20 protein-coding genes and 1 tRNA gene are annotated in these 21,866 nt (G+C 58.3%); 4 read left to right on the forward strand and 17 right to left on the reverse strand.

All coding sequences use genetic code 11. From position 1 onward, the window contains the following. Positions 1–162: 162 nt before the first annotated feature. Positions 163–249, forward strand: a tRNA-Leu gene (locus R1T46_RS20095). A 123-nt stretch (positions 250–372) separates the two neighbouring features. Here R1T46_RS20095 and R1T46_RS20100 read toward each other — a convergent pair. The 4 genes from R1T46_RS20100 to mpl all read right to left on the reverse strand — a co-directional run bounded on the left by R1T46_RS20100 (position 373) and on the right by mpl (position 5,728). Then, on the reverse strand, positions 373–2,226 hold the full coding sequence (locus R1T46_RS20100) for a hypothetical protein (protein ID WP_317306772.1): 1,854 nt from the start codon (positions 2,224–2,226) through the stop codon (positions 373–375). Between the two features lie 153 nt (positions 2,227–2,379). Next, positions 2,380–3,525: an acyl-CoA dehydrogenase family protein gene (locus R1T46_RS20105; RefSeq protein ID WP_036203889.1), complete on the reverse strand. Its 1,146-nt coding sequence runs from the start codon at positions 3,523–3,525 to the stop codon at positions 2,380–2,382. A 118-nt stretch (positions 3,526–3,643) separates the two neighbouring features. Beyond that, a complete protein-coding gene (locus R1T46_RS20110; protein ID WP_036203886.1) occupies positions 3,644–4,291 on the reverse strand; it encodes a flavin prenyltransferase UbiX in 648 nt (215 codons plus the stop codon). 42 nt (positions 4,292–4,333) lie between these two features. After that, positions 4,334–5,728, reverse strand: coding sequence for a UDP-N-acetylmuramate:L-alanyl-gamma-D-glutamyl-meso-diaminopimelate ligase (mpl, locus tag R1T46_RS20115; RefSeq protein WP_075194946.1), 1,395 nt, complete (start codon positions 5,726–5,728; stop codon positions 4,334–4,336). A gap of 154 nt (positions 5,729–5,882) precedes the next feature. On the opposite strand from mpl, the gene R1T46_RS20120 reads away from it, so the two are divergent. Next, positions 5,883–7,145, forward strand: a complete 1,263-nt coding sequence (locus R1T46_RS20120; protein WP_036203882.1) for a 6-phosphofructokinase — start codon at positions 5,883–5,885, stop codon at positions 7,143–7,145. Positions 7,146–7,209: 64 nt separating this feature from the next. Here the strand turns inward: R1T46_RS20120 and R1T46_RS20125 are convergent, their stop codons facing one another. Both R1T46_RS20125 and R1T46_RS20130 read right to left on the reverse strand, forming a co-directional pair. Further along, a complete protein-coding gene (locus R1T46_RS20125; protein WP_036203869.1) occupies positions 7,210–7,461 on the reverse strand; it encodes a GrxA family glutaredoxin in 252 nt (83 codons plus the stop codon). 184 nt (positions 7,462–7,645) lie between these two features. Further along, positions 7,646–9,772 carry a methyl-accepting chemotaxis protein gene (locus R1T46_RS20130; protein WP_317306776.1) on the reverse strand — a complete coding sequence of 709 codons (2,127 nt, stop codon included), beginning with the start codon at positions 9,770–9,772 and terminating at the stop codon, positions 7,646–7,648. Between the two features lie 105 nt (positions 9,773–9,877). On the opposite strand from R1T46_RS20130, the gene R1T46_RS20135 reads away from it, so the two are divergent. Beyond that, on the forward strand, positions 9,878–10,318 hold the full coding sequence (locus R1T46_RS20135) for a YqaA family protein (RefSeq protein ID WP_041333438.1): 441 nt from the start codon (positions 9,878–9,880) through the stop codon (positions 10,316–10,318). On the opposite strand, the gene R1T46_RS20140 is transcribed toward R1T46_RS20135, so the two are convergent. Next, positions 10,261–11,703 carry an ABC1 kinase family protein gene (locus R1T46_RS20140; protein ID WP_041333436.1) on the reverse strand — a complete coding sequence of 481 codons (1,443 nt, stop codon included), beginning with the start codon at positions 11,701–11,703 and terminating at the stop codon, positions 10,261–10,263. The two genes, R1T46_RS20135 and R1T46_RS20140, sit on opposite strands and share 58 nt — an antisense overlap. Positions 11,704–11,962: 259 nt before the next feature. Here R1T46_RS20140 and R1T46_RS20145 point away from each other — a divergent pair, with 259 nt between their 5' ends. Then, complete coding sequence (locus R1T46_RS20145) at positions 11,963–13,051, forward strand: GGDEF domain-containing protein (RefSeq protein ID WP_317306777.1); 1,089 nt, start codon at positions 11,963–11,965, stop codon at positions 13,049–13,051. A gap of 36 nt (positions 13,052–13,087) precedes the next feature. Here the strand turns inward: R1T46_RS20145 and lipB are convergent, their stop codons facing one another. From lipB to nadD, 10 genes are all read right to left on the reverse strand, one after another. Beyond that, positions 13,088–13,726, reverse strand: a complete 639-nt coding sequence (lipB, locus tag R1T46_RS20150) for a lipoyl(octanoyl) transferase LipB (protein ID WP_126810550.1) — start codon at positions 13,724–13,726, stop codon at positions 13,088–13,090. 4 nt (positions 13,727–13,730) lie between these two features. After that, positions 13,731–14,000 (reverse strand): YbeD family protein, encoded by a 270-nt coding sequence (locus tag R1T46_RS20155; RefSeq protein WP_036203854.1) that lies wholly within the window; start codon positions 13,998–14,000, stop codon positions 13,731–13,733. A gap of 32 nt (positions 14,001–14,032) precedes the next feature. Further along, entirely contained in the window at positions 14,033–15,199 is a 1,167-nt protein-coding gene (locus tag R1T46_RS20160; protein ID WP_075194943.1) for a D-alanyl-D-alanine carboxypeptidase family protein, read from the reverse strand. A 31-nt stretch (positions 15,200–15,230) separates the two neighbouring features. Then, positions 15,231–16,100 (reverse strand): septal ring lytic transglycosylase RlpA family protein, encoded by an 870-nt coding sequence (locus tag R1T46_RS20165; RefSeq protein ID WP_317308345.1) that lies wholly within the window; start codon positions 16,098–16,100, stop codon positions 15,231–15,233. Then, complete coding sequence (gene mltB, locus R1T46_RS20170; protein WP_317306781.1) at positions 16,100–17,125, reverse strand: lytic murein transglycosylase B; 1,026 nt, start codon at positions 17,123–17,125, stop codon at positions 16,100–16,102. Before mltB ends, R1T46_RS20165 begins: the two co-directional genes overlap by 1 nt. A 145-nt stretch (positions 17,126–17,270) precedes the next feature. Further along, positions 17,271–18,413, reverse strand: a complete 1,143-nt coding sequence (gene rodA / locus R1T46_RS20175) for a rod shape-determining protein RodA (protein WP_036203842.1) — start codon at positions 18,411–18,413, stop codon at positions 17,271–17,273. After that, complete coding sequence (gene mrdA, locus R1T46_RS20180; protein ID WP_036203839.1) at positions 18,413–20,305, reverse strand: penicillin-binding protein 2; 1,893 nt, start codon at positions 20,303–20,305, stop codon at positions 18,413–18,415. The genes rodA and mrdA overlap by 1 nt, the downstream gene beginning before the upstream one ends. A 14-nt stretch (positions 20,306–20,319) precedes the next feature. Continuing rightward, positions 20,320–20,790 (reverse strand): 23S rRNA (pseudouridine(1915)-N(3))-methyltransferase RlmH, encoded by a 471-nt coding sequence (rlmH, locus tag R1T46_RS20185; protein ID WP_036203836.1) that lies wholly within the window; start codon positions 20,788–20,790, stop codon positions 20,320–20,322. A 2-nt stretch (positions 20,791–20,792) separates the two neighbouring features. Continuing rightward, positions 20,793–21,143 (reverse strand): ribosome silencing factor, encoded by a 351-nt coding sequence (gene rsfS / locus R1T46_RS20190; RefSeq protein ID WP_036203834.1) that lies wholly within the window; start codon positions 21,141–21,143, stop codon positions 20,793–20,795. An 88-nt stretch (positions 21,144–21,231) separates the two neighbouring features. Next, entirely contained in the window at positions 21,232–21,864 is a 633-nt protein-coding gene (gene nadD / locus R1T46_RS20195; RefSeq protein WP_317306782.1) for a nicotinate-nucleotide adenylyltransferase, read from the reverse strand. Positions 21,865–21,866: the final 2 nt, after the last annotated feature.

Here is a 21,866-nt window from a genome sequence, read left to right on the forward strand (position 1 = left end):
AAAAACCGGCGCTGGCAGGACAAAAAATATTTGACAGGCTTTTTCCGAATGATTAAAGTACGCGCCATCGGTTGACGGCAATGCCCGAAGCTGCGGCAGAAAGCCCGGAAATTCAACGAAGTAAAACGTTTGAATGCCCACCGGAGAGACTGCAAATCACCTGCCGAGGTGGTGAAATTGGTAGACACGCTAGCTTCAGGTGCTAGTGGGGGCAACCCCGTGGAGGTTCAAGTCCTCTCCTCGGCACCACTTCCTCCCTCAGGAAGTGTTACGAATTCGACACCTTTATAAGCACATGTCGCAACAAACCTGCGCTCGCAAACGCATGACTCTGCACACGTTCGCGAATAGCCACCTCGCGCGCAACAGGCCCTACTCCACCAATCCCGACAAGTATTCCGAAAGTCGTTGATAGGTATAGCTCACCCGGGCATAGGCCGCAGAGGGCGCTCTTTCGAACTCCCGCCCGCAGGCCCGGCTGCCGCCATGGCGATTCAGGTAGGCGATGTTGATCAGGTTGGGCTGGTCCGCCACGAACTCGCTGGAATTGTCGAACGGGTAGTAGAACGCCCAGTCAAATCCTTCTGTATTGCTGACCCCTGGCGTGGAGCTCATTTCTTCATCCAAGAAGCCAAACCGTAGCGGCCGGAAACGGTCATTGCGAGTATCGAACTCCAGCGCCGGCGAGGTGAACTCGTCCGGTAGCGTGATACTGCCGGTGACCGTGAAAGGCTGCTGAGCAGACACCACCTGCGCCGCATCAACGTCCTCCGGATCAATATCCCCTTCGCAGGATTGGACGCTACTCGTGAGCGCCACAATCTCCTCGTTCAGGCCATCGACGGAACGCGTGAAACCGAAAAAGGCATCGTTGGCGAACTGATAGTCGGGGCGCAAAATTTCCGTCTTGCTATCGGAAGTTGCTGTCAGGGACTCGACCCGGGCATCCGCCATGGTCCACTCGTAACGGATCGCCGGCGGGCCACCCAATGCCGAGGACGACGCCAGTCCAGGATGGCAGGTGGTGGTGGTTTCGAACGTCGCGGTACGGTCCTGCCAGTTGAATGTCAGCCGCTCATCGGCCCCTTCAACCTCATGGTAGCTGGCACTCTCCTGGGACAATGATATCGAAGGCATCCACTGCACATCGGTATCGGCGATTCTGCCACGGGCATTGATCAAGCGGGCCATCTCTCTCATTGACGGCATCATGCACCCGTTTGCCGTCACGGCCGTTAACCGGCCATCTTCCGAGTAGTCGAACTCCAGTTCAGCGGACACGCTGAGGTTGGACATTGTGGCCGGCAACTCGCTCCCCTCCCCCCTGGCGAGAGCTGTCTGGCGCTCAAGGATAACCGGATCGTCCAGCTCAACCGGCACTTCCGGCAATTCCAGTTCATCAATGTTGATGTTCTCGTAATTGCCTTGGGAGGCAGCGGCATCAACCACCTGAACCACCTCCAGGGCATTGCGGGCAAAGGATACACCGAGAAGATAAACCGCCTCTTCACTCAGGTAGCGTTCACGTCCGTCACCATTGCGCAGGAGATTGGCGTACTCCGGCGGGAACTGGCTGGCCATGAAGCGTGCGAAGGCGCGGGCGTATGCGTGAGCACGGTGATCACCGGACCGGATATAGTTACTGACCAGGTTCACGTTGCCGAGAGCATCAGACAGATCGGTACTGATGACCGAAAGATCCTGCAACCCAATCAGGCGGCGCTGCCGCACCAGGTGGCTCAATGGCGTGACATTGCGCACGCCAGGTGGCGCACTAAGCAGGTAGGCGTCTTCCAGCACCACTTCCCCGATGCGGGTCTGCTCCATGGTCTGGCCAGGCAGCACCACGGCAAACAGCGGAAAGTCCCTGGGATCGATATCCGGGGATATGGACGGGTCCTGCACCAGTTCCGCAGTATCCAGCGAGAACACGCCACCTTCTCCCGTTAACGCGGTAGGCTCTCCGTCCCGCAGGGTTATTTCCGTGCCGGCGCTGTTTTCAAAGGTCATCGGGCCCGGCGTGTATTGGCTGTCACCGTCCATGTCCAGCCACACCCTGGCATTGCGCAGGTAGCCGTCAATCACCCGGCCTGTATAGGGCTCGGGCTCGCTGTAATCCTCGGCGTCAAAGTCACGGCCATCGACCGGTGACTTGTCGGATTCCTCGCCGCAACCGGCAAGGGCCAGCGTGAACAGGGCAACTGTAAAGGAGAGCAGACGTTTCATCGCGGCAACCATTGTCCTTGTTAGAGGTTGTGCCGCTACTGTAGGGGATGTTGCCGGGGGGAACCTTGATAGGTTTGGCAATTTGTAAACTTAGGTAACGAAAACGCGCCGCGGGAGCTGTCCCGGCGGCGCGCTAACGGGCACAAGCGCCTACTAGAACGAGCGCGCAACAATCTCTTTCATGATCTCATTGGTGCCGGCGTAGATACGCTGTACCCGCGAGTCCGCCCAGGCGCGGGCGATGGGATACTCCCACATGTAGCCGTAGCCGCCGTGAAGCTGCACGCACTCGTCCATGACTTTGCACTGCAGGTCGGTGGTATGCTGTTTCAGCATGGCTGCCGTTGGAATATCCAGCTTCTTTTCCAGGTGCAGTTCCAGACAACGGTCACAGAAGACGCGGGCAGCGGTGATTTCCGCCTTCATCTCCGCCATTTTGAAGCGGGTATTCTGGAACGCTATCACCGGTTTGCCGAACGCCTTGCGCTCCTTCACGTAATCCAGCGTCCACTCCCACGCGGCTTCCGCAGCAGCGACGGCGGTCAGGCCCACCTGCAGGCGCTCCGCCGGCAACTCCGCCATCAGTTGGAAGAAGCCCTGGCCTTCCATTGATCCCAAAAGCTTATCCGCAGGCACCTGAACGTCCTGGAAGAACAGCTCGGAGGTGTCCTGCGCTTTCATCCCCACCTTATTCAGGTTCTGCCCTTTCTCGAACCCTTCCCAGGCGGTTTCCACCAACAACAGGCTGGTGCCCTTGGCGCCTTCTTTCGGATCGGTTTTGGCCACCACGATCACCAGGTCCGCCAGCTGGCCGTTGGTAATAAAGGTCTTGGAGCCATTGAGTACGTAATGGTCGCCAGAAGCGTTTTTCACCGCCGTGGTTTTCACCCCCTGCAAGTCGGAACCTGCGCCCGGCTCGGTCATGGCGATGGCACCGATCATTTCGCCGGTTGCCAGTTTCGGCAGGTAATACTGTTTCTGTTCTTCGGAGCCGTAATTGAGGATATAGGGGGCAACGATGTCGGAATGCAATGTCCAGCCGATGCCGGACAGGCCCGCCCTGGACACCTCCTCCATGATGACAGCGCTGTAGCGGAAGTCCGCGCCTACGCCGCCGTATTCTTCCGGCATGGTCGGGCAGAGGAAACCAAGTTCGCCGGCCTTCTTCCAGAGCTCCCGGCTGACCTGGCCATCTTTCTCCCACTGTTCATGGTAGGGCGCCGCTTCCTGTTGCAGAAACTTGCGGACGGAATCCCGGAAGCCGTCAAGGTCGGCGTCAAAGACTGTGCGTGGAATCATGGTGTACCTCGGTGAATGACTGTGTTGTGGTTGTCGTTCACCAAGTCTCGGGGGCGCGGCGTTTTCGCTCAATGATGAAAAGCATCAATCGGGCTGACCAAAACCATCGCCCATCGGTTCAGTCGGGCTGTTTCGCCTTCGCCCTCTCCTCGCCCCAGCGCGGCATCAGATCCTGGGGCAGGCCCAGGTGATCCAGAAGTCGGGCAACGATGAAATCCACCAGGTCACTCACGGAATTCGGCCTATGATAGAACCCCGGACTGGCCGGCATGATGACCGCCCCCATGCGGGTCAGGCGCAGCATGTTTTCCAGGTGCACTTCCGAAAAGGGCGCTTCCCGGGGCACCAGGATCAATTGCCGCCGCTCTTTAAGGGCGACATCTCCGGCGCGCTCGATCAGGTTGTTACTGGCGCCGGTGGCCAGGGCAGACAGGGTGCCGGTACTGCAGGGACAAATCACCAACGGGGCTTTTTCACCCGAACCAGAAGCCGGCGGGGCGAACCAGTCTTCACGGCCGAACACCAGCACCTGCCCCGGACGGGCGCTGGCATAGCTGGCAAGCGCTTCCTGCATGGCGGCGGTGTTGCCCGGTAATTTCAGATCGGTTTCCGTGGCGATCACTACCTGTGCCGCCTTGCTGACCATCACATGCACCCGGCAGTTCGCCGCCACCAGGCACTGCAACAAACGCAAGCCGTACTGGGCGCCAGAGGCACCGGTAAAGGCCAGATTGATCACCCGCTGTTTTTCGGACGCTGCCGTCATAACTGAAGTTTCCTGATTGGATAGCGGAGGCAGGATGCCCCGTCAGCCGGATTCGCGTTCCAGTTCGGCAATCAGCTTCTGGTGAATACCGCCAAAACCGCCGTTACTCATAATGACAATATGGCAGGGACCGGATACCTGATCCAGAACCTGGCCGATCAGTTCCTCAACGCTGGCCCCGACACGATGGCGATCCGGTGTTGCCGACTCGGGACTACGGCCCTCAACTAATGCTGGCAACCAGTCCATGCCATTGAGATTGGCCCAGAATACCTGATTCGCCGCTGCAGCACTGGGCAGCAGGCTCTCCTGGTGAAAACCTTGCTGCATGGTGTTGGAGCGTGGCTCGATCAGCGCAAGGATGGTCTCATCGCCCACCTTGTGGCGTAGGCCCTCCAGCGTGGTAGCGATGGCCGTCGGATGATGGGCAAAGTCGTCGTAGACACAGACACCACCAACATCCGCAAGCAGCTCCATCCTGCGTTTGACGCCCGAAAAGCGGCACAGCGCCGCCACGGCATGGTCCGGGGTAACACCCACATGGCGGGCTGCTGCGATGGCCGCGAGGGCGTTGCGCACGTTGTGCAGGCCGGTTTGAGACCAACTGACTGAAGCCACCGGCTGTTCGTGGTGCACCACCATGAATCGACTGCCATCCTCAGCCAACAGCTCCGCCCGCCAGTCGGCCATATAGGGCACTTCGCTGCCCACAGAGGTAGCCTGCACGCTGCTCCAGCAGCCAAGTTCCAACGCCCGATCAAGATGGGCATCCAGGGCCGGGCGCACAATCAACCCACGGGACGGCACCGTTCTGACCAGATGATGGAACTGACGCTCGATGGCTTCAACGTTGTCAAAAATATCCGCGTGATCAAACTCGAGATTGTTGAGGATCAGGGTATGGGGACGATAGTGGACAAACTTGGAGCGCTTATCGAAGAAGGCGCTGTCGTATTCATCGGCCTCAATAACGAAAAAGTCGCTACTCCCCAACCGTGCCGAAACCGGGAAATCATTGGGGACCCCACCTATCAGATAGCCCGGTTCCAACCCGGCCTGCTCCAGGATCCACAACAACATGGCGGTTGTGGTGGTTTTGCCGTGGGTCCCGGCAACCGCCAGCACCCAGCGGTGACGCAGAACCTCTCGCGCCAGCCATTCCGGGCCGGACATGTAATCAATATTCTGGTTAAGAACCGCTTCCACCTCCGGGTTGCCCCGGGACATGGCGTTACCAACCAGAACCAGGTCCGGCTGAGGCTTGAGGTTGTCAGGATCGTAACCTTCCATTAACCCGATTCCCTGGGCCTCCAACTGGGTACTCATGGGCGGGTAAACCCCCTGATCGGAGCCCGTCACGGTGTGCCCGAGCTCCCTCGCCAGTACGGCCAGACTGCCCATGAAGGTGCCACAGATTCCCAGGATATGGATGTGCATTCGGTTATCGACCTCTTAAATGAAACCTGCAAAGCGTCCCGTATAGAATGCGGGTCGTCAAGCGTTCCTTATGACGTTTGATGTCATGAAAAAAAAAAGCGATTGGCGTATCATCTGCCGCACTTGATGAAACTGCAGGAGGCACCAGCCGGAAATGGCCACCAGAAACGCATTCTATGCCCAATCAGGCGGCGTGACCGCCGTCATTAACGCCAGTGCCTGCGGGGTTATCCAGACCGCCCGCAAGCACCCCGATCAGATCGGTAAGTTGTACGCCGGGCGTAACGGAATCATCGGCGCGCTCAAAGAGGAACTGATTGATACCAGCCTCGAAAGCGATGAGGATATCCAGGCGCTGATCCACACTCCGGGCGGTGCGTTCGGGTCATGCCGCCATAAACTGAAGAACTTTTCCGAGAATAAACGCGAGTACGAGCGCCTGATCGAGGTATTCCGCGCTCACGACATCGGCTATTTCTTCTACAACGGTGGCGGCGATTCCCAGGATACCGCGTACAAGGTGTCCCAACTTGCTGAAAAAATGGGCTACCCGATTACCTGCATCGGCGTACCCAAAACGGTGGATAACGACCTGCCCTTCACCGACTGCTGCCCCGGTTTCGGCTCGGTGGCCAAGTACATCGCCACCTCTACCCTGGAAGCCAGCCTGGACATTCGCTCCATGTGCGACACCTCCACCAAGGTGTTCATCCTGGAAGTGATGGGGCGCCACGCTGGCTGGATCGCGGCGTCTGGTGGCCTTGCCGGGAAAGGCGAAGGCGAGCCGCCTCACGTTATCCTGTTCCCGGAAGTGCCCTTCGAACGTGAGCGCTTCCTTGAACGTGTGGATTTCTGCGTCAAGGAGTACGGCTACTGCGTGGTCGTCGCCTCGGAAGGCGCCCAGTATGAAGACGGCCGCTTCCTGGCCGACGCTGGCGCCAAGGATGCCTTCGGTCATACCCAGCTCGGCGGCGTCGCGCCAGCGCTGGCCAATATGGTGCGCCAGGCCCTGGGCCACAAGTACCATTGGGCCGTAGCCGATTACCTACAGCGCAGCGCCCGCCACATTGCGTCCGCTACGGACGTGGAGCAGGCCTACTCCGTAGGCAAGGTGGCCGTGGAAATGGCGCTGGCTGGTAAACAGGCGCTGATGCCAACGATTGTGCGCGAACAGTCACGCCCCTATCGCTGGCACATTGGTGAGGCGCCGTTGAGCGAGGTCGCCAACCAGGAGAAGAAAATGCCGATCCATTACATCACGGATGACGGCTACGGCATCACGCAAGATTGCCGCGACTACCTGGAGCCACTGATTCACGGCGAGAGCTTCCCGCCGTTCGATGATGGTCTTCCGAGGGTCGCGAAGCTTAAGAATCAGCTGGTCGAGAAAAAACTGAAGGCCGACTTCCAGTTCTAAGCCGCTGACCTACAAAAAAGGCGCCACCGAATCATCGGCTGGCGCCTTTTTTTTGCAGAACCGTTTATCCACCGGCAGCTTCAAATCGCTGCACGTACTGCGAGAAATGGTCGAACCCGCCAACGTGTTCTTCGCCCACAAAGATCTGGGGCACCGTATGTACGGGCTTACCAATGGTTTTTTCCAGATCCGCCTTGCTGATGCCTTCCTCGATCATGTCCACGTAGCGGTAGGGAATATCCCTGATCTCGCAAAGTTGCCGGGCGCGCATACAAAAACCGCAGGATGCACGACCGTAGATGGTGACATGATCCATAAACTCACTCCTGTTCGAAACAATGGGCGACCCTGCGTATCGTGTTGCAGTCGTCGACAAGCTGTACCGTATGGTGGCACGCCCAATGAAAAAATAAAATTAATGAACTGAATGGCGCCGATAGCCTGAACTGATGCATCCAGCGCTACCGGGCCTCTCCGTGCAGCCGTACCCAACCGTGTGTTCAGGTTTTCAGGCGGCTCAACTCCGTCTCCAGCACTTTCACTTGCTCATCCAGTGTCTGCCCGCTGCCACTGACCCGTTGCGCCAACGCCCGAAGATCGTTGGCGGCGTCACCGATACGGGTGAGGTTGCGGTTGATCTCTTCACTGACAGAACTTTGCTCTTCCGCTGCCGTGGCCACATGGGTGACGTGTTCCACAATGGTTGCTATGCGCTCAACTACTGAGGCCAGAGAATGGTCCGCTTCACGGGTTCCCTCCACCGCTCTGGTGGCGCGATCAACGCCACCCTTGATCACGGTAACGGCTCCGCCCACGTCGCTTTGAAGGCCATCAATCATCTGACTGATCTCATCGGTGGACTCACGGGTACGGGACGCCAGTGTTCTGACCTCGTCTGCCACAACCGCAAAGCCACGCCCCTGCTCCCCCGCTCGCGCCGCTTCAATGGCGGCGTTCAGCGCCAGCAGGTTGGTCTGTTCCGCGATTCCCCGGATCACTTCGATAATACGGTTAATGTCCTCACTGCGAGTGGCAACCTGCCCTATCGCAGTGCTGGCCTCATCCATATCGCCCGCCAATGCACCCACGCCGTCCAGGGCAGACGTCAGCGTATCCTGGGTAAAACGGATGCCATCCTGGGCCATCTGCGCGTTTTCAGCTGCCTCACCCGCGAAACCTGCCACTTCACTGGCAGCGGCGGACATTTCGTTCATGGCGGTAACCACGCTTTCGATGTCCTGATGCTGGCTTTCGGTTTGCTCATCCGTTTCCTTGGCGATCACATCCACGTCTGCCGCCTGCTGGCTGACCTTGGCGTTGACATCTTTCAGGTCGTTGATCATTTCCCGTAACCGGCCCAGGAACTGATTGAACCCGCCGGCCAGCTCGATCAGCTCCGAGTGGGTATCAATGTTCAACTCACTGGTCAGATCCCCTTCAGCACTGGCCAGGTTCTTCATCCGGTCACGGATTTCGTTCAAGGGTTTGGTTACCGAGCGAACCAGCACCACCAGAATCAGGATCGCCACTACCGACACCAGTACACCCACCATGGTCTGACGCCCGGCGGTGGTATCCACCTCGCTGGACAGCAGGCCGGTGATTTCGGCAACATCAGCCAGCGCGGTCTGACGTGGTAATTCGATCAACAGTGACCACTGGGCATCCGGCAGGTCAATCTCGATGGGGTAAGACACGGCCAGCGTGTCGCCATCGTCGTAGGTACCGCCGTCATTGTGCAGGGAAGCGTATGTTTCAGCCTGCTCAGGCAATGCTTCTGACAACGGCCGGCCTAGATGTTCACTGTAGTGGCTGGATGCAGCAATCAGCCCCTTACTGCTCAGCAGGGTCACCCTTGATGCGCCGTCATAGAGGTTATCACTGACATTCTGGATCGCTTTCTGGAGCGTTGACAGGTTGAGGTCAACGCCGGCCACGCCCGCAAACTCGTTCCCGTTCATAATGGGCACGACCAGGCTGGTCATCAGTTCGGTATAGCCCTCTTCAATTTCGTATTCGTAAGGCTCCATGATGCAGGGCTCCCGGCTATCCCTGGAACACAGGTACCATTCCGCCTCGCGAATACCGAACTCATTCCGGTTGTCCAGGTACTTGGTCGAAGGATCCTCGGTGCGACTGAACACCACATCGCCCTCCAGAGAGCGGTAGTAATAGATTTCCAGGGTACCGTCATCGCTGCTGTGTTCTTCGACGCCACCGGTGAAGTAGCGGTCCTGGCCGTCGTAGGCGTCCGGTTCGAATTGGGCATAGATGGAACTCAGTCCCTCCTGCTCCTCCAGTACCGCACCCACCGTTTCCTGAAGGGCAACGCGGCTGATGCGGCCGGAACTATCCGCCTGTATATTCCGGCTGATGACGTTGCGGACGACTTCCGGTGTCCGATACGCTGTGGCAAACATGCCGCTGACAACCTCACCGTATTTCCCGGCGGTTGCGCTCAATCGGTCGACGGCAAGGCTGCGCACCGTGTCACGGGTTTCGGAGGTGATTCGCTGCTCCATCTGTCCCAGGGAAAGCTGGGCAGTCACCACAATACTGATTCCCATAACCAGCAGCAGCGTAATAACCAGGGCATAGAGTTTGAAACGCAGTGACAGTTTTTTCATTGGTACAGCAACCTGTCTCGATTGGAGTTCATTATCAGCTTGATGCCCTAAAAGGCATAGCTGCCATTAGAGCCTGATCGGCATTCACCTCAACAGGAGCGTCCATTGGCCTATCTCACCTTGTTCATGACCGCACTGGCCGCAGCAACGATACTCCCGGCCTATTCGGAGATTCTCCTTGGCGGCATGGTGACTCAAGGCTATTCGCTCTGGTGGATATGGTTCTGGGCGACAGCAGGCAACACCGCAGGCTCGGTTATTAATGGGGTTATCGGCCGGCAGGTGGATCGCTTTAAGCACAAACGCTGGTTTCCGATTTCCGAATCCCAGCTCGATAAAGCCCGCACCCGCTTCAACCGTTACGGGCAATGGTCGCTGCTTCTGGGGTGGCTGCCACTGGGCGGCGACGCACTGACCCTGGTTGGCGGGATCATGCGCGTGCCCTGGCTCAACTTCGTGATCCTGGTGGCCATTGGCAAGGGATTGCGCTACGGCTTGGTCATCTGGTTGGTGCTGGAAGCATCGGGGGTGCCGGGATCACCATAGAGGTATTCCCGGAGCAGATCCTCACCGTTGAATTCCGCATTCAGCACCGCGATGAACGTATAGACACCAATCAGCTTCCGGTTCAGGAATACGAATTCCTTCGGCGGCACCTTGAAATAGCGGCTGATGGCTGAGCGCGCTGCCTGGCGCGCCACCCGCGACGGCAGGTCACTTTGTTTCCAACGGTACTGGCCGCGGTCGTTCACTGCTTCACCGGGCCAGTTGCTACGGTCCCTGGAAAGTGGCTCCAATACCGACATGCAAACCTTGCCGAACGTGTCCAGAACGTCATCGGGCCAATCCTCGCTCATGAAACGCAACCGGATACCGCCGTCAATCACCTCTGTCAGGTCGCCCTCGTAGGAAGCCCGGATCATCTGAATGACCGGGTCCAGGAAGGTCGCTGAGTAAGCCTGTACCGCTCCAAAATCCAGCAGCACTATCTGGTCGGTTTCGCTGTTCGCGCCTTCCTCACCGGCGATGCGGATCCGGTAGTTGCCGAAATTGGGATCCGTCTGGATCTCACCCCAGATAAACAACTCACGGAAGAACAATTCCAGCGCGGCACGGCCCAACTCGCTACGACGATCCAGGGCCAGATCTCGTACCGCCACTGAACTCACTGAGTGGCCTGGCTCGTAGGTGGAGGCGATGACATGGGCCGTGCAGTACTCGTCGAGAACACGGGGCACCACAAAACGGGGATCGTCCAGCAACATCTGCCGGAATTTTTCAGTGGTACGGGCTTCGAGGCGGTAATCCACCTCTCGGTGCATCATGTCCCGCACCTCTTCCAGCCAGTCATTGAACTCGGGACCGAAGGAGACCAGGCGGGCAATCTTGAGCAGATGTGCCACTGCGTTAAGGTCACTGTCGACTGCTTCGTCAACGCCGGGGTACTGGACCTTGAGCACCAGTTCCAACCCGTCGCTACGCCGGCGCGCTCGATGAACCTGCCCCAGAGAAGCCGCGCCAATCGGGTCGGGATCCACGTCCAGTTCCGCCAAACGGTCAGCACCCAGTTCAGCCTTAAGCACCCGCTCGATCGACGGCCATTCCAGCCAGGTGGTCTGATCTTCCAGGGTATGCAGTGCTTCGGTTACTTCCTCAGGCAGGAAGTGCTCGCCATAGAGAGCCATCACCTGCCCGATCTTGACGACACTGCCCTTGAGCTTGCCCAACTCGTCCACCAGGAATTCCGCCTGGCTGGATAGCATGGCCCGGTGCCGGGCCTCCCGCTTGTCCTTGCTGCTGAACCAGTTGGTGGCCATATGGGAGGCCATCCGGGTGCCTGCGAAAAGCCCCGCCCTGGTGAGGGTAAGCCGACGCTCAAAGCTGCCGGTCTTGATACGTGCAACAGATGTGCTTTTGGGTCTGGATGCCATCAAAAACCTGCTCGGTTCTGTAAGTGTTGGCGCTATCAGCCTGTATGACCATTATACGGATACCCGGGCCCTCAAACCTAACCGGCGTGCCGTCGATTCATTGCTCTTGGGGCCAATGCAAACCGCCCCTTCTGTGTTTACTTCTGTGGTTGGCGAAAGGTTTTACGTTTTTACACAGACCCCACGTCCAAAGCGGTTTAGTATAAAAATGTGGTCGATAACCTCGCCACTGATGCCCAAAAACAACAAGACAGCAATAATGACTCAGACCACCAGCAGACCCTCCGACACCAAACTGTCACAGTTCCGGGTGAAGGGTGAAATTCCGGTTCCGATGTTGATCGGCTGGCTTACTCTGGCAGCGGTCCCCATCCTGCTGTTTTTTGCATGGCGATCCCTGGATCGCGGAATCCCCGGCTCTGCCACAACCCTGATCGTCTTTGCCGTGCTGCTCAGTGTCAATGGTATTGTTTATCTGCTCAGTCGCAACAGTACTCTGCAACGCCGCGGCTTTATTACCGCGATCACGATCCTCTTCACCTATCTGGCAGTCAATGCGGTGGAGGACGGCTCTGCCATTATCTGGCTGTTTGCCTATCCACCCATCATCTTCTACATCAGCGAAGCGAAAGTGGGCGTGCTTGCCTGTTCCGGCGGACTTGCGGGGGTTGCCTTGCTATTCAGCCCACTCGGGGACCTGGTATTCGATTCGCCGTACAGCACCAGCTTCCGACTCACCATGCTTGCGGTACTGGGGTTTGAGATGTCCACCTGCTACGTCCTGGACCAGAGCCGGCGGCGCAGCAAACTGGGGCTGCTGAAACTGGCTGCGGAGTTTGAATATGCGGCTAAACACGATGCGTTAACGGGGCTCGCCAATCGACGTGAAGCCCACGAGCAACTGGAAGCTGAGTATCAGCGTTACTTACGCAATTCGCGCGGTTTCTCGGTGTTGTTGATGGACATTGATCTGTTCAAGTCTGTCAACGACAACCATGGTCATCAGGTGGGGGATGAAACCATTGTGATGGTAGCCAGGACCTTGCGGGAACACAGCCGGAAGGTCGATACGCTGGCGCGCTGGGGAGGAGAAGAATACCTGGTATTGCTGCCTGAGACCGATACCGTTGAGGCCGTCCAGACGGCCAATCGCATACGCCAGACCATTGCATCAACGCCTATAGAGACCCAGGGCGGGAGCATCAACACCACTATCAGTGTCGGAGTCGCCACTATCCACGGCGCAGAGTCTGTGGACCGACTGCTACAGCGCGCCGACGAAGCACTTTATCGAGCCAAGACCCTGGGGCGTAACAAGGTGTGTGATTTCGAGGGTATACACGGCTAGCAAGGCAACCGCCTCAATCGGTACTTGGGCTTCGAGTTACCAGCCCGTTACCCGTCGAACAGCGCCACCCGCCAGGCCATTAACCAATTCATCCGACAGAGCAGGAGCAAGACCGGCAACGGTTGCCTCGGGGACGAAATCGCTGACCTGACACATCGCCATGCCAGCATAGCCACAGGGGTTGATCCGGCGAAACGGCTCCATGTCCATGGCCACGTTCAGGGCCAGACCGTGGAACGAACATCCTCGCCTTACACGCAGCCCCAGCGACGCAATCTTCGCTTGTTCCACATAGACACCCGGCGCATCCGGACGCGGCGCTGCCGCCACACCCATCCCCGCAAGGGTCCGGACAATGGCCTGCTCAATGACATCAACCAGGGAGCGAATTCCCAGGCGATGGCGAGTCAGGTCTATCATCAGGTAAACCACAAGCTGGCCAGGGCCGTGATACGTCACCTGGCCACCGCGATCCACCAGTATCACCGGGATATCACCGGGGGCCAGTATGTGCTCGGCTTTGCCGGCCTGCCCCTGGGTGTAGACCCTTGGGTGTTCCAGCAGCCAGAGTTCATCGGGCGTGGAGGCGTCTCGCGAGGCCGTGAACGATTTCATCGCCTCCCAGGTTTCCAGGTAGGGCTGTTCACCCAGGTCACGAACGATCAGCTCGGCCATCAGGTTACAGCACCATATGAACCCGGCCGCTGGCCTTGAGTTCCTCGAACAGAGCTTTCAACTGCGGCTCGCCCGTGGCAACGATCTTGAGGTTTACCGAGGCAAACCGACCGCCGCGACTGTCTTTCACCGTAACGTCATCGTTCGAAATGCCAGGTGCATGCTGCTCCACGACGCCCACCACAAACTCCACAAAGTCTGGCGCGGCGTCCCCGATAACCTTAATCACGTAGTCACAGGGAAACTCGATTTTGGGTGCCTTTGGTTCGCTCATCCCGGTTTATCTCCTACAGGCCACTCGCGCCCTTACTCAAAGAGCTGAACAAAGAATAGTTTGATGGCGTCCCAGATCCGCTTGAAGAAACCACCTTCCGGGATATCGCTGAGTGCCAGCACCGGCTGATCCACGACCACATCATCGCCGAGCTTGACGGTCACCCGGCCCAATTCGTCGCCCATGGAAATGGGCGCCTTGATCACTGAGTCGAGTTCAACGGTGGATTCCAGGGAATCCCTTGAGCCTCGGGGAATGGTGACGTAAACATCTTCTGTCAGTCCCACGGACAGGCTATCGCTTGCCCCGCCCCATACGCGCGCTTCCAGCAGTTCCTGGCCAGTGCGGAACAGGCGCTCGCTCTGGTAATAGCGGAAGCCGTAGTTCAGCATTTTCTGGACTTCCTGGGCGCGGGACGAGGTGCTGTCTGTTCCCATCACCACAGCAATCAGGCGGGTGTCATTGCGCTTGGCTGACGCCACCAGGCAGTAACCGGCTTCCTCGGTATGGCCGGTCTTCAGCCCATCAACACTGTCGTCACGCCACAAAAGGCTGTTCCGGTTTGGCTGACGGATATTGTTGTAAGTGAAGTGTTTCTGGGCATACAGCGGGTAGTTTTCCGGATAGTCGTTGATAATCGCCTTTGCCAAAAGGGCCAGATCGTAGGCAGTGGAGAAATGATCCGGGGCAGGCAAGCCGGTAGCATTGGCAAAACTGGACTCGTTCATCCCCAGTATCTGCGCCTGCTGGTTCATGATGTCGACGAACGCCCCTTCACTGCCGGCAATATACTCGGCCAGCGCCACTGAGGCATCGTTCCCAGACTGAATGATGACGCCCTTTAGCAGGTTCTCGACCGACACTTCCGTCCCTTCTTTAACGAAGGTCCGTGAACCCTCGGTTCGCCAGGCGTTCACGCTGATGGGCACCATGTCGGACAGGGAAATCCGACCCTCGTCCAGCTCCCGTTCCACGATATAGGCCGTCATCATTTTGGTCAGGCTGGCCGGGGGCAGACGCTCATGGCTGTTCTCTTCCATGATAATCCGTCCGGAAAGCGGGTCCATCAGGATATAGGAACTCGCCGCGATCTGCGGTGATGACGGAATCAGAACAGCCTGGGCCGCAACCGGCATAGCCGGAAGCAGAATCAGGAGCAGAACAGCAGAGAAGGCTCGGAACGCTTTATTTAGTGCCATGGGTCCATTCAGTTTCAAGTAAGTGACTGGTTCAATGAGTGTCGGTCAGAAGTATTGACTGACCAAATCCGTGATTTTCAAGCAGGCTCTGGGCTCTCAGGGCTTCATCCTCGTCCCTGAACGGCCCGACCTGAACGCGGTGAAAGCGGCCGGAAGCCGTTTCCACTTCTCTCACCCGCATTGGGTTTGCGACTGCACGCCGCGCCCTGTCCAGAAGGGCCTCGGCGGGGTTACGCTGGCTGAACGACCCCAATTGCACAAACAGGGCCTCGCTGCCTGCCCCGGGATCCTTCAGGCGTTCGGCATCCACCGGAGCCCCCGATTCCGGGAACGGCTTGCCGGCAAGGGTCATCGAGCCGTCACGATTCACCGTGATGGCGGCCACCTCTACCCTGGCCGTACCCCTGCCCTGATAACCCAGCTTTTTGGCCGCGGCATAGGAGAGGTCAATCAGGCGATCCCCGTGGAAGGGGCCACGGTCGTTGACCCTAACCACCACCGAGCGACCGTTATCGAGGTTGGTCACCCGGGCGTATCCTGGAATTCTCAGGCTCTTGTGCGCCGCGGACATCTCGTACATGTCAAAAACCTCTCCATTCGAGGTTTTGTGTCCATGGAACTTCTCACCATACCAGCTCGCGGTGCCGCGCTGAACATAGCCATCGTTACTGCCCAGGACGTGATACTCCTTACCCCAGACCTGGTAGGGTGATTTGTTTCCAGCGCGGCGCGGCTCCTCAAATCGAGGCGTGGCATCGGCAAGCCCCGATGCATCGAAATTGCCTGAGGGCGCACGATCCTGGCTCAGGGTGTAGCGGGAGGAGTGGTCAGGCTCGGGCGATGATGCGCACCCGGCCAGCACCAGTACCCCTAAAACCAGTAGTAGAACATGGCGTTTCATCACGAGTTGTTACTATCTCCATTGTTTTCGTTTGCCAGCGGCCGCATCCGCTCTTCGAGCGCACCTGCCAACTGGTGCACCGCCATGGCGTATAGATGACTGTGATTGTAGCGGGTTATCACGTAAAAGTTATGGTAGGTCAGCCATAGTTCAGAGCCCTCGTCCCCGACGAGACGGATCACTCTGGCTTTGGCGTCGCCGGGCACATCCATTTTCGGGACGATACCCGCCTGCCGATAGTCATTGACCGTCAACGTCGGCCGCAGTTCCCTGGTCAGCAATGGTGAGCTCTTTGGCAGACTGTCACTCACCCGTTCTGCCACAGGCTCACCCGTTTGCCAACGATGGGCGTGGAAATAATTGGCGACACTGCCGATGGCATCCACGGGATTGGTCAGGATGTCTGCAACGTCATCACCGTCAAAATCAAGCGCGTAATGCCGGTAGCTGCTGGAGATAAACTGACCGTACCCCATCGCCCCCGCATAGGAACCCGTCAACGCCATAGGGTCGAAGCCCTGTTCACGGGTCATCAGCAAATACTGGGCAAGCTCGCTGCGAAAAAAACGACTCCGGGGCGGATAGTCGAATGCCAGAGTGGCAAGGGCATCGAGCACCCGATACTTTCCTTTGTAGGTGCCATACCAGGTTTCGACGCCGATAATCGCCGCAACGATTGACGCCGGTACACCGTACTCACGTTCGGCGCGCTCAAAGGCTTCCTGATGTTTCCTGAAGAAACTGACGCCCTGCTCTATGCGTTCATCACGCATAAAGATCCGACGGTATTCGTGCCACTCAAGGGTTTTCTCAGCCGGTCGGCTGATGGCTTCCAATATCGAATCACGGCGCTGCGCGTTGGCCAGTATTGCAGACACACGTTCGGCCTCAAATCCGTAGCGTTCCGACATCTCACGAACAAATTCACGGCTTTCAGGTGTTTCATTGTAGGGACCGGCCTGTAAAGGGGAGGCAAAGCACACCATCACCCATCCGACACCTAACCAATACCTGACAGCTTTCATGAATCCCCTTGACTGGCTTCGACTCGAGAACCTTTTCAATGCAACGTCACCACAACTGCGGCCTGTCACCGCGGCCAAGATTACCATGGCAGCGGACCCGGCAACCATTACTCCCTGTCCATGGTCCATGGTCGGTGCCCAGTCATCACGCACTGATCATCCGTCTATGGGTATGAACCGACATCAACACCCCAAACGCCGCCATCAGCGTTACCCCTGACGTTCCACCATAGCTGACCAGCGGCAGGGGCACGCCCACCACTGGCAGAAGACCACTGACCATCCCCACATTGACGAAGACATAGATAAAAAACGTCATCGTCAGCGCCCCCGCCAACAGCCGGCTGAAGGAATCCTGTGCCGTCGACGCAATGTACAGGCACCGCAGAACAATCAGGAGATAGAGCACCAGAAGAACCAGCATGCCCACAAAGCCAAATTCTTCCGCCAGCACCGCAACGATGAAGTCGGTATGGCTCTCAGGAAGAAACTCAAGATGGGACTGTGTGCCCTGGAGCCACCCCTTGCCATCCATGCCCCCCGAGCCAATAGCGGTCTTGGACTGGATAATGTTCCAGCCGGCGCCAAGCGGATCGCTCTGAGGATCCAGCAAGGTCAGTACGCGCTGCTTCTGATACTCGCGCATCACGAAGAACCACATCAGTGGTGCCGCCACTGACACCATGGCAAGAAAGGCGCCGATCAGGCGCCAGCCCATACCGGCAAAGAACACCACGAATATCCCGGCGGCGCCAACCAGTAACGAGGTCCCCAGGTCCGGCTGCAAGATGATCATTGCCATGGGAGCCAACACAATGAGCAACGCCACCGCCACATGGCGGAGTCTTGGAGGCAGGTAATGGCGCGAAAGGTACCAGGCGGCCATCATCGGCACTACCAGCTTCATCAGCTCCGAAGGCTGGAAACGGGGCAACCCGGGAATGGCCAGCCAACGCTGCGCACCCTTGGCACCAACGCCAACCAGCAACACCGCCGCTAGTCCTATCAGGCCGGCAACAAACAGCCAGGGCGACCAACGCCGGAACACCGCCGGGTCGAGTTGGGCGAACACAAACATCACCACCAGAGCCACGCCCATCCGGATGCCCTGGGCCTTCACGACCTCCAGGTTGCGGTCGGCCCCGCTGTACAAAACGAACAGCCCCCCCGCAATAAGGGTCAGCAACAGGAACAGTAGAATCGGGTCAATATGCAACGCCGACCAGATCCCCCTCGGGCTAGACAGGGGGTGACGTGCTGACTGATTTAACAGGCTACCGGCGGGCATCAGTTGCTCCCTTCCCCGGGCGAGCCAGCCACGAGTTCACTGCCTGCCCCGGAGAGATCCAGCAACCAGGCATCAAACATGGCCCGTGCAACCGGCGCGGCGGTTCCGCTACCGCTACCACCGTTCTCAACGATAACGGCAACGGCGATCTTTGGGTCTTCCACGGGTGCAAAGCCGACAAACAGGGCGTGATCCCGCAGTCGCTCACGTATTTCCTCTTCGTCGTACTCTTCGTCCTCGGCCAGACTGAACACCTGCGCGGTACCGGTTTTGCCGGCCATCCGATAGGGCGCCCCCCTTGCTGCTCCCCGGGCCGTGCCTTTACTTCCGTGCATTACTTCGGCCATGGACTCCACAACAAACTCCCAGTCATCCGGATTTTCAAGTTCGATAGACTGGTGCGTCCCCGTCGGTAGCACCTCATCAATCGATTGATCCCCCTTGATGTCTTTCAGCAGCCGTGGCTCTGCCCAATGACCACGGTTGGCAATCACCGAGGTAGCGGTCGCCAATTGTAACGGCGTCGCCAACATGAACCCCTGCCCAATACCCAGGTTTACCGAGTCCCCGGGATACCAAGGCTCGCTATGAATAGCGCGTTTCCAGTCACTGGAGGGCAGCAGGCCGCTGAGGGCTCCGGCAACGTCCAGAGTGGCATCTTCTCCGAACCCGAAGTCGGAAAGGTATTTGTGCATGGTATCAACGCCCATGGTCACAGCCGCTTCGTAAAAATAGATATCACAGGACTGTGCCACCGCTGACTTCAGGTCTACCCATCCGTGGCCGCCCCGCTTCCAGTCGCGCCAGCGGCGGCCGCCGGAATTCAGCTGATAGTAGCCAGGATCCCAGATGGTCTTGTCCCGGGTAACGGCATTGCTGTCGAGCGCGGCGATAGCGAGCATAGGTTTGAGAGTTGAGCCTGGCGGGTATTGGCCCCGCAGGGCACGATTAAAGAGGGGCTTGTCCACGCTACTGCTAAGTGACCGATAGGCTTCGACACCTATGCCGGTGACGAACAGATTGGCGTCAAAGCCGGGCACACTGGCAAGAGCAAGGATGCCCCCGGTGGACGGCTCAATCGCAATAATGGCGCCACGCCGGCCATCGAGCAGGTCATGGGCCAGCCGCTGCAACCGCAAATCCATGTGCAACTGGACATCTTCCCCGGGCACCGGATTTTCTCGCTCCAGTACGCGCAGGGTTCGGCCTCGCGCATTGGTTTCCACGTGCTGGTAGCCGACCTGGCCGTGCAGGAGTTCTTCGTAGAAACGTTCCACCCCGGACTTGCCAATGTAGTTGGTGCCCGCGTAGTTCACCGGATCAATTCTCTGCAATTCCTGACGGTTGATACGCCCCACGTAGCCAAGGGCGTGGGCAGTCAGTGTACTGTGTGGGTAATACCGAACCAGTTCCGCAGATACCTCGACACCAGGCAATTCATGGCGGTGAACCGCCAGACGTGCGATTTCCTGTTCGTTCAGATCGTAACGCAGGGGCAATTCCTGGAACGGACGACGAGGCTCAAGCAGCCGACGCTGGAAGCGCTCCATATCCTCCTCGGAAATGCTCAGAATGCCCTGGAGCTTTGCGAGGGTTTGCTCCATATCACCAACTCGCTCGGGTACCAGCGTCACACTGAAAACCGGGCGGTTCTCCGCCAGCAAGACATCGTTGCGGTCATAAACCAGCCCGCGGGGAGGCGCTACGGACTGTACCTGAACACGGTTTTTGTCGGAAAGCGTGGTGTAGATGTCGTGTTCTACAACCTGCAGCTGATACATCCGGGCAATCAACACGCCCAGCAATACAAAGACCAGTAACAGCATGACGAATGCACGACGCTGGAACAGGCGCCGTTCGGCTGCGATGTCTTTGAACTCTCCCCAGGGCATATTGGCTTGGCTTCCTAGGCCCGGTGATAAGGATGGTTGCGAGTGACGGACCAGGCGCGGTAGAGCTGCTCGGCTAGAAGGATCCGCACCAATGGATGCGGCAGAGTCAAGGCAGACAGCGACCACAGCTGATCAGCCCTGTCCCGGCAGATGTCGGCGAGACCATCCGGCCCGCCGACAAGAAAGCTGACGTCGCGACCATCCAACTGCCAGTTCTCAAGCTGACCGGCCAATTTTTCAGTGGACCAGTTGCGGCCGCCAACTTCCAGGGCAATCACCCGGTCACGAGGGCCCAACGCCGACAGGATTGCGTCCCCCTCACGCTGCATCAGCCTGGGAATATCCGGATTCTTGCCACGATGGGCCAAGGGAATTTCCACCAGATCAAGGGACAACTCCGACGGCATCCGGCGGGCATACTCATTATACCCCTGGCTGACCCACTCGGGCATTTTCTGCCCTACACAGACCAGGCGTAACCGCATGATTATTCGCTACCCGCAACACCCAGATCGGGAGCATCACGCCAGAGGCGTTCGAGGTCATAGAACTCTCGGGTTGCCGGCATCATGACGTGAACCACCACGTCGCCGAGATCAACCAGAATCCAGTCACTCGCATTGGCGCCTTCCACATTGCTGGCACGAACCCCCTGCTCCTTCGCTTCGGACAACACCGAATCCGCCAGGGATTTCACATGCCGATTGGAGGTCCCACACGCAAGGACCATGTAGTCCGTTACGCTGGTTCTCCCCCTGACATCAATGATGCTTACGTCCTGCGCTTTGACGTCCTCAAGCGCACCCACGACCAGTTCTTTCAGTTGCTCTGCCTGCATAATCACCCTGTTGGACGGGCAGCGGCGAAGGCAGCCACCCGAAAAGTCATATTCAGACGGGATTGTAGCACTAAAAGTTCCCGTCCGGTCATGCGCCGTATAGTCTCTGGCGTTGAATTTCCCGCCACACCGGGTCGGGCAGCAGGTAACGGGGAGAATGGCCGGAAAGAATCCGATCGCGAATACCGGTCGCAGAGATATCAAGCAACGGTGGGTCGAGTTGCAAAATATGGCCACAAGGCGCGCGAAACAAGGCCTCTACCCGCTCGACTGACCGCTGGCTCAATAATTTCGCCGGCACACCGTCCGGTGCCAGACCTGGCCCCGGACGTTGCACGACGACAATGTGAGCCAGTTCGGGAATCCGCTCCCACTCCTGCCAGCGGTCGAAACCGGCGAAGGAATCCGTACCCAAAACCATGGCGAGCGGCTCGTCGGGGCCGATCTCCGCCCTCAGTTGCGTCAACGTCTCCGCGGTGTAGGACGCGCCTTCCCGCCCCAACTCGCGGTCATCCAGAGTCAGCCCGGGCTCGCCAGCAATGGCCAGTTCCAGCAAGGCCAGACGCTGTGCGCTCGTAGCACCCGGCACATCACGGTGAGGAGGCACGTGACAGGGCATCAAAGCCACTTTCGCCACCCCCAACCGCTCCCTTAGCTCGACTGCAAGCCGCAGGTGGCCGTGATGTATCGGGTCGAAGGTGCCACCATAGATCACATGCATGC

It is taken from the genome of Marinobacter salarius (assembly GCF_032922745.1).
In the GTDB taxonomy this organism is placed as follows: domain Bacteria; phylum Pseudomonadota; class Gammaproteobacteria; order Pseudomonadales; family Oleiphilaceae; genus Marinobacter.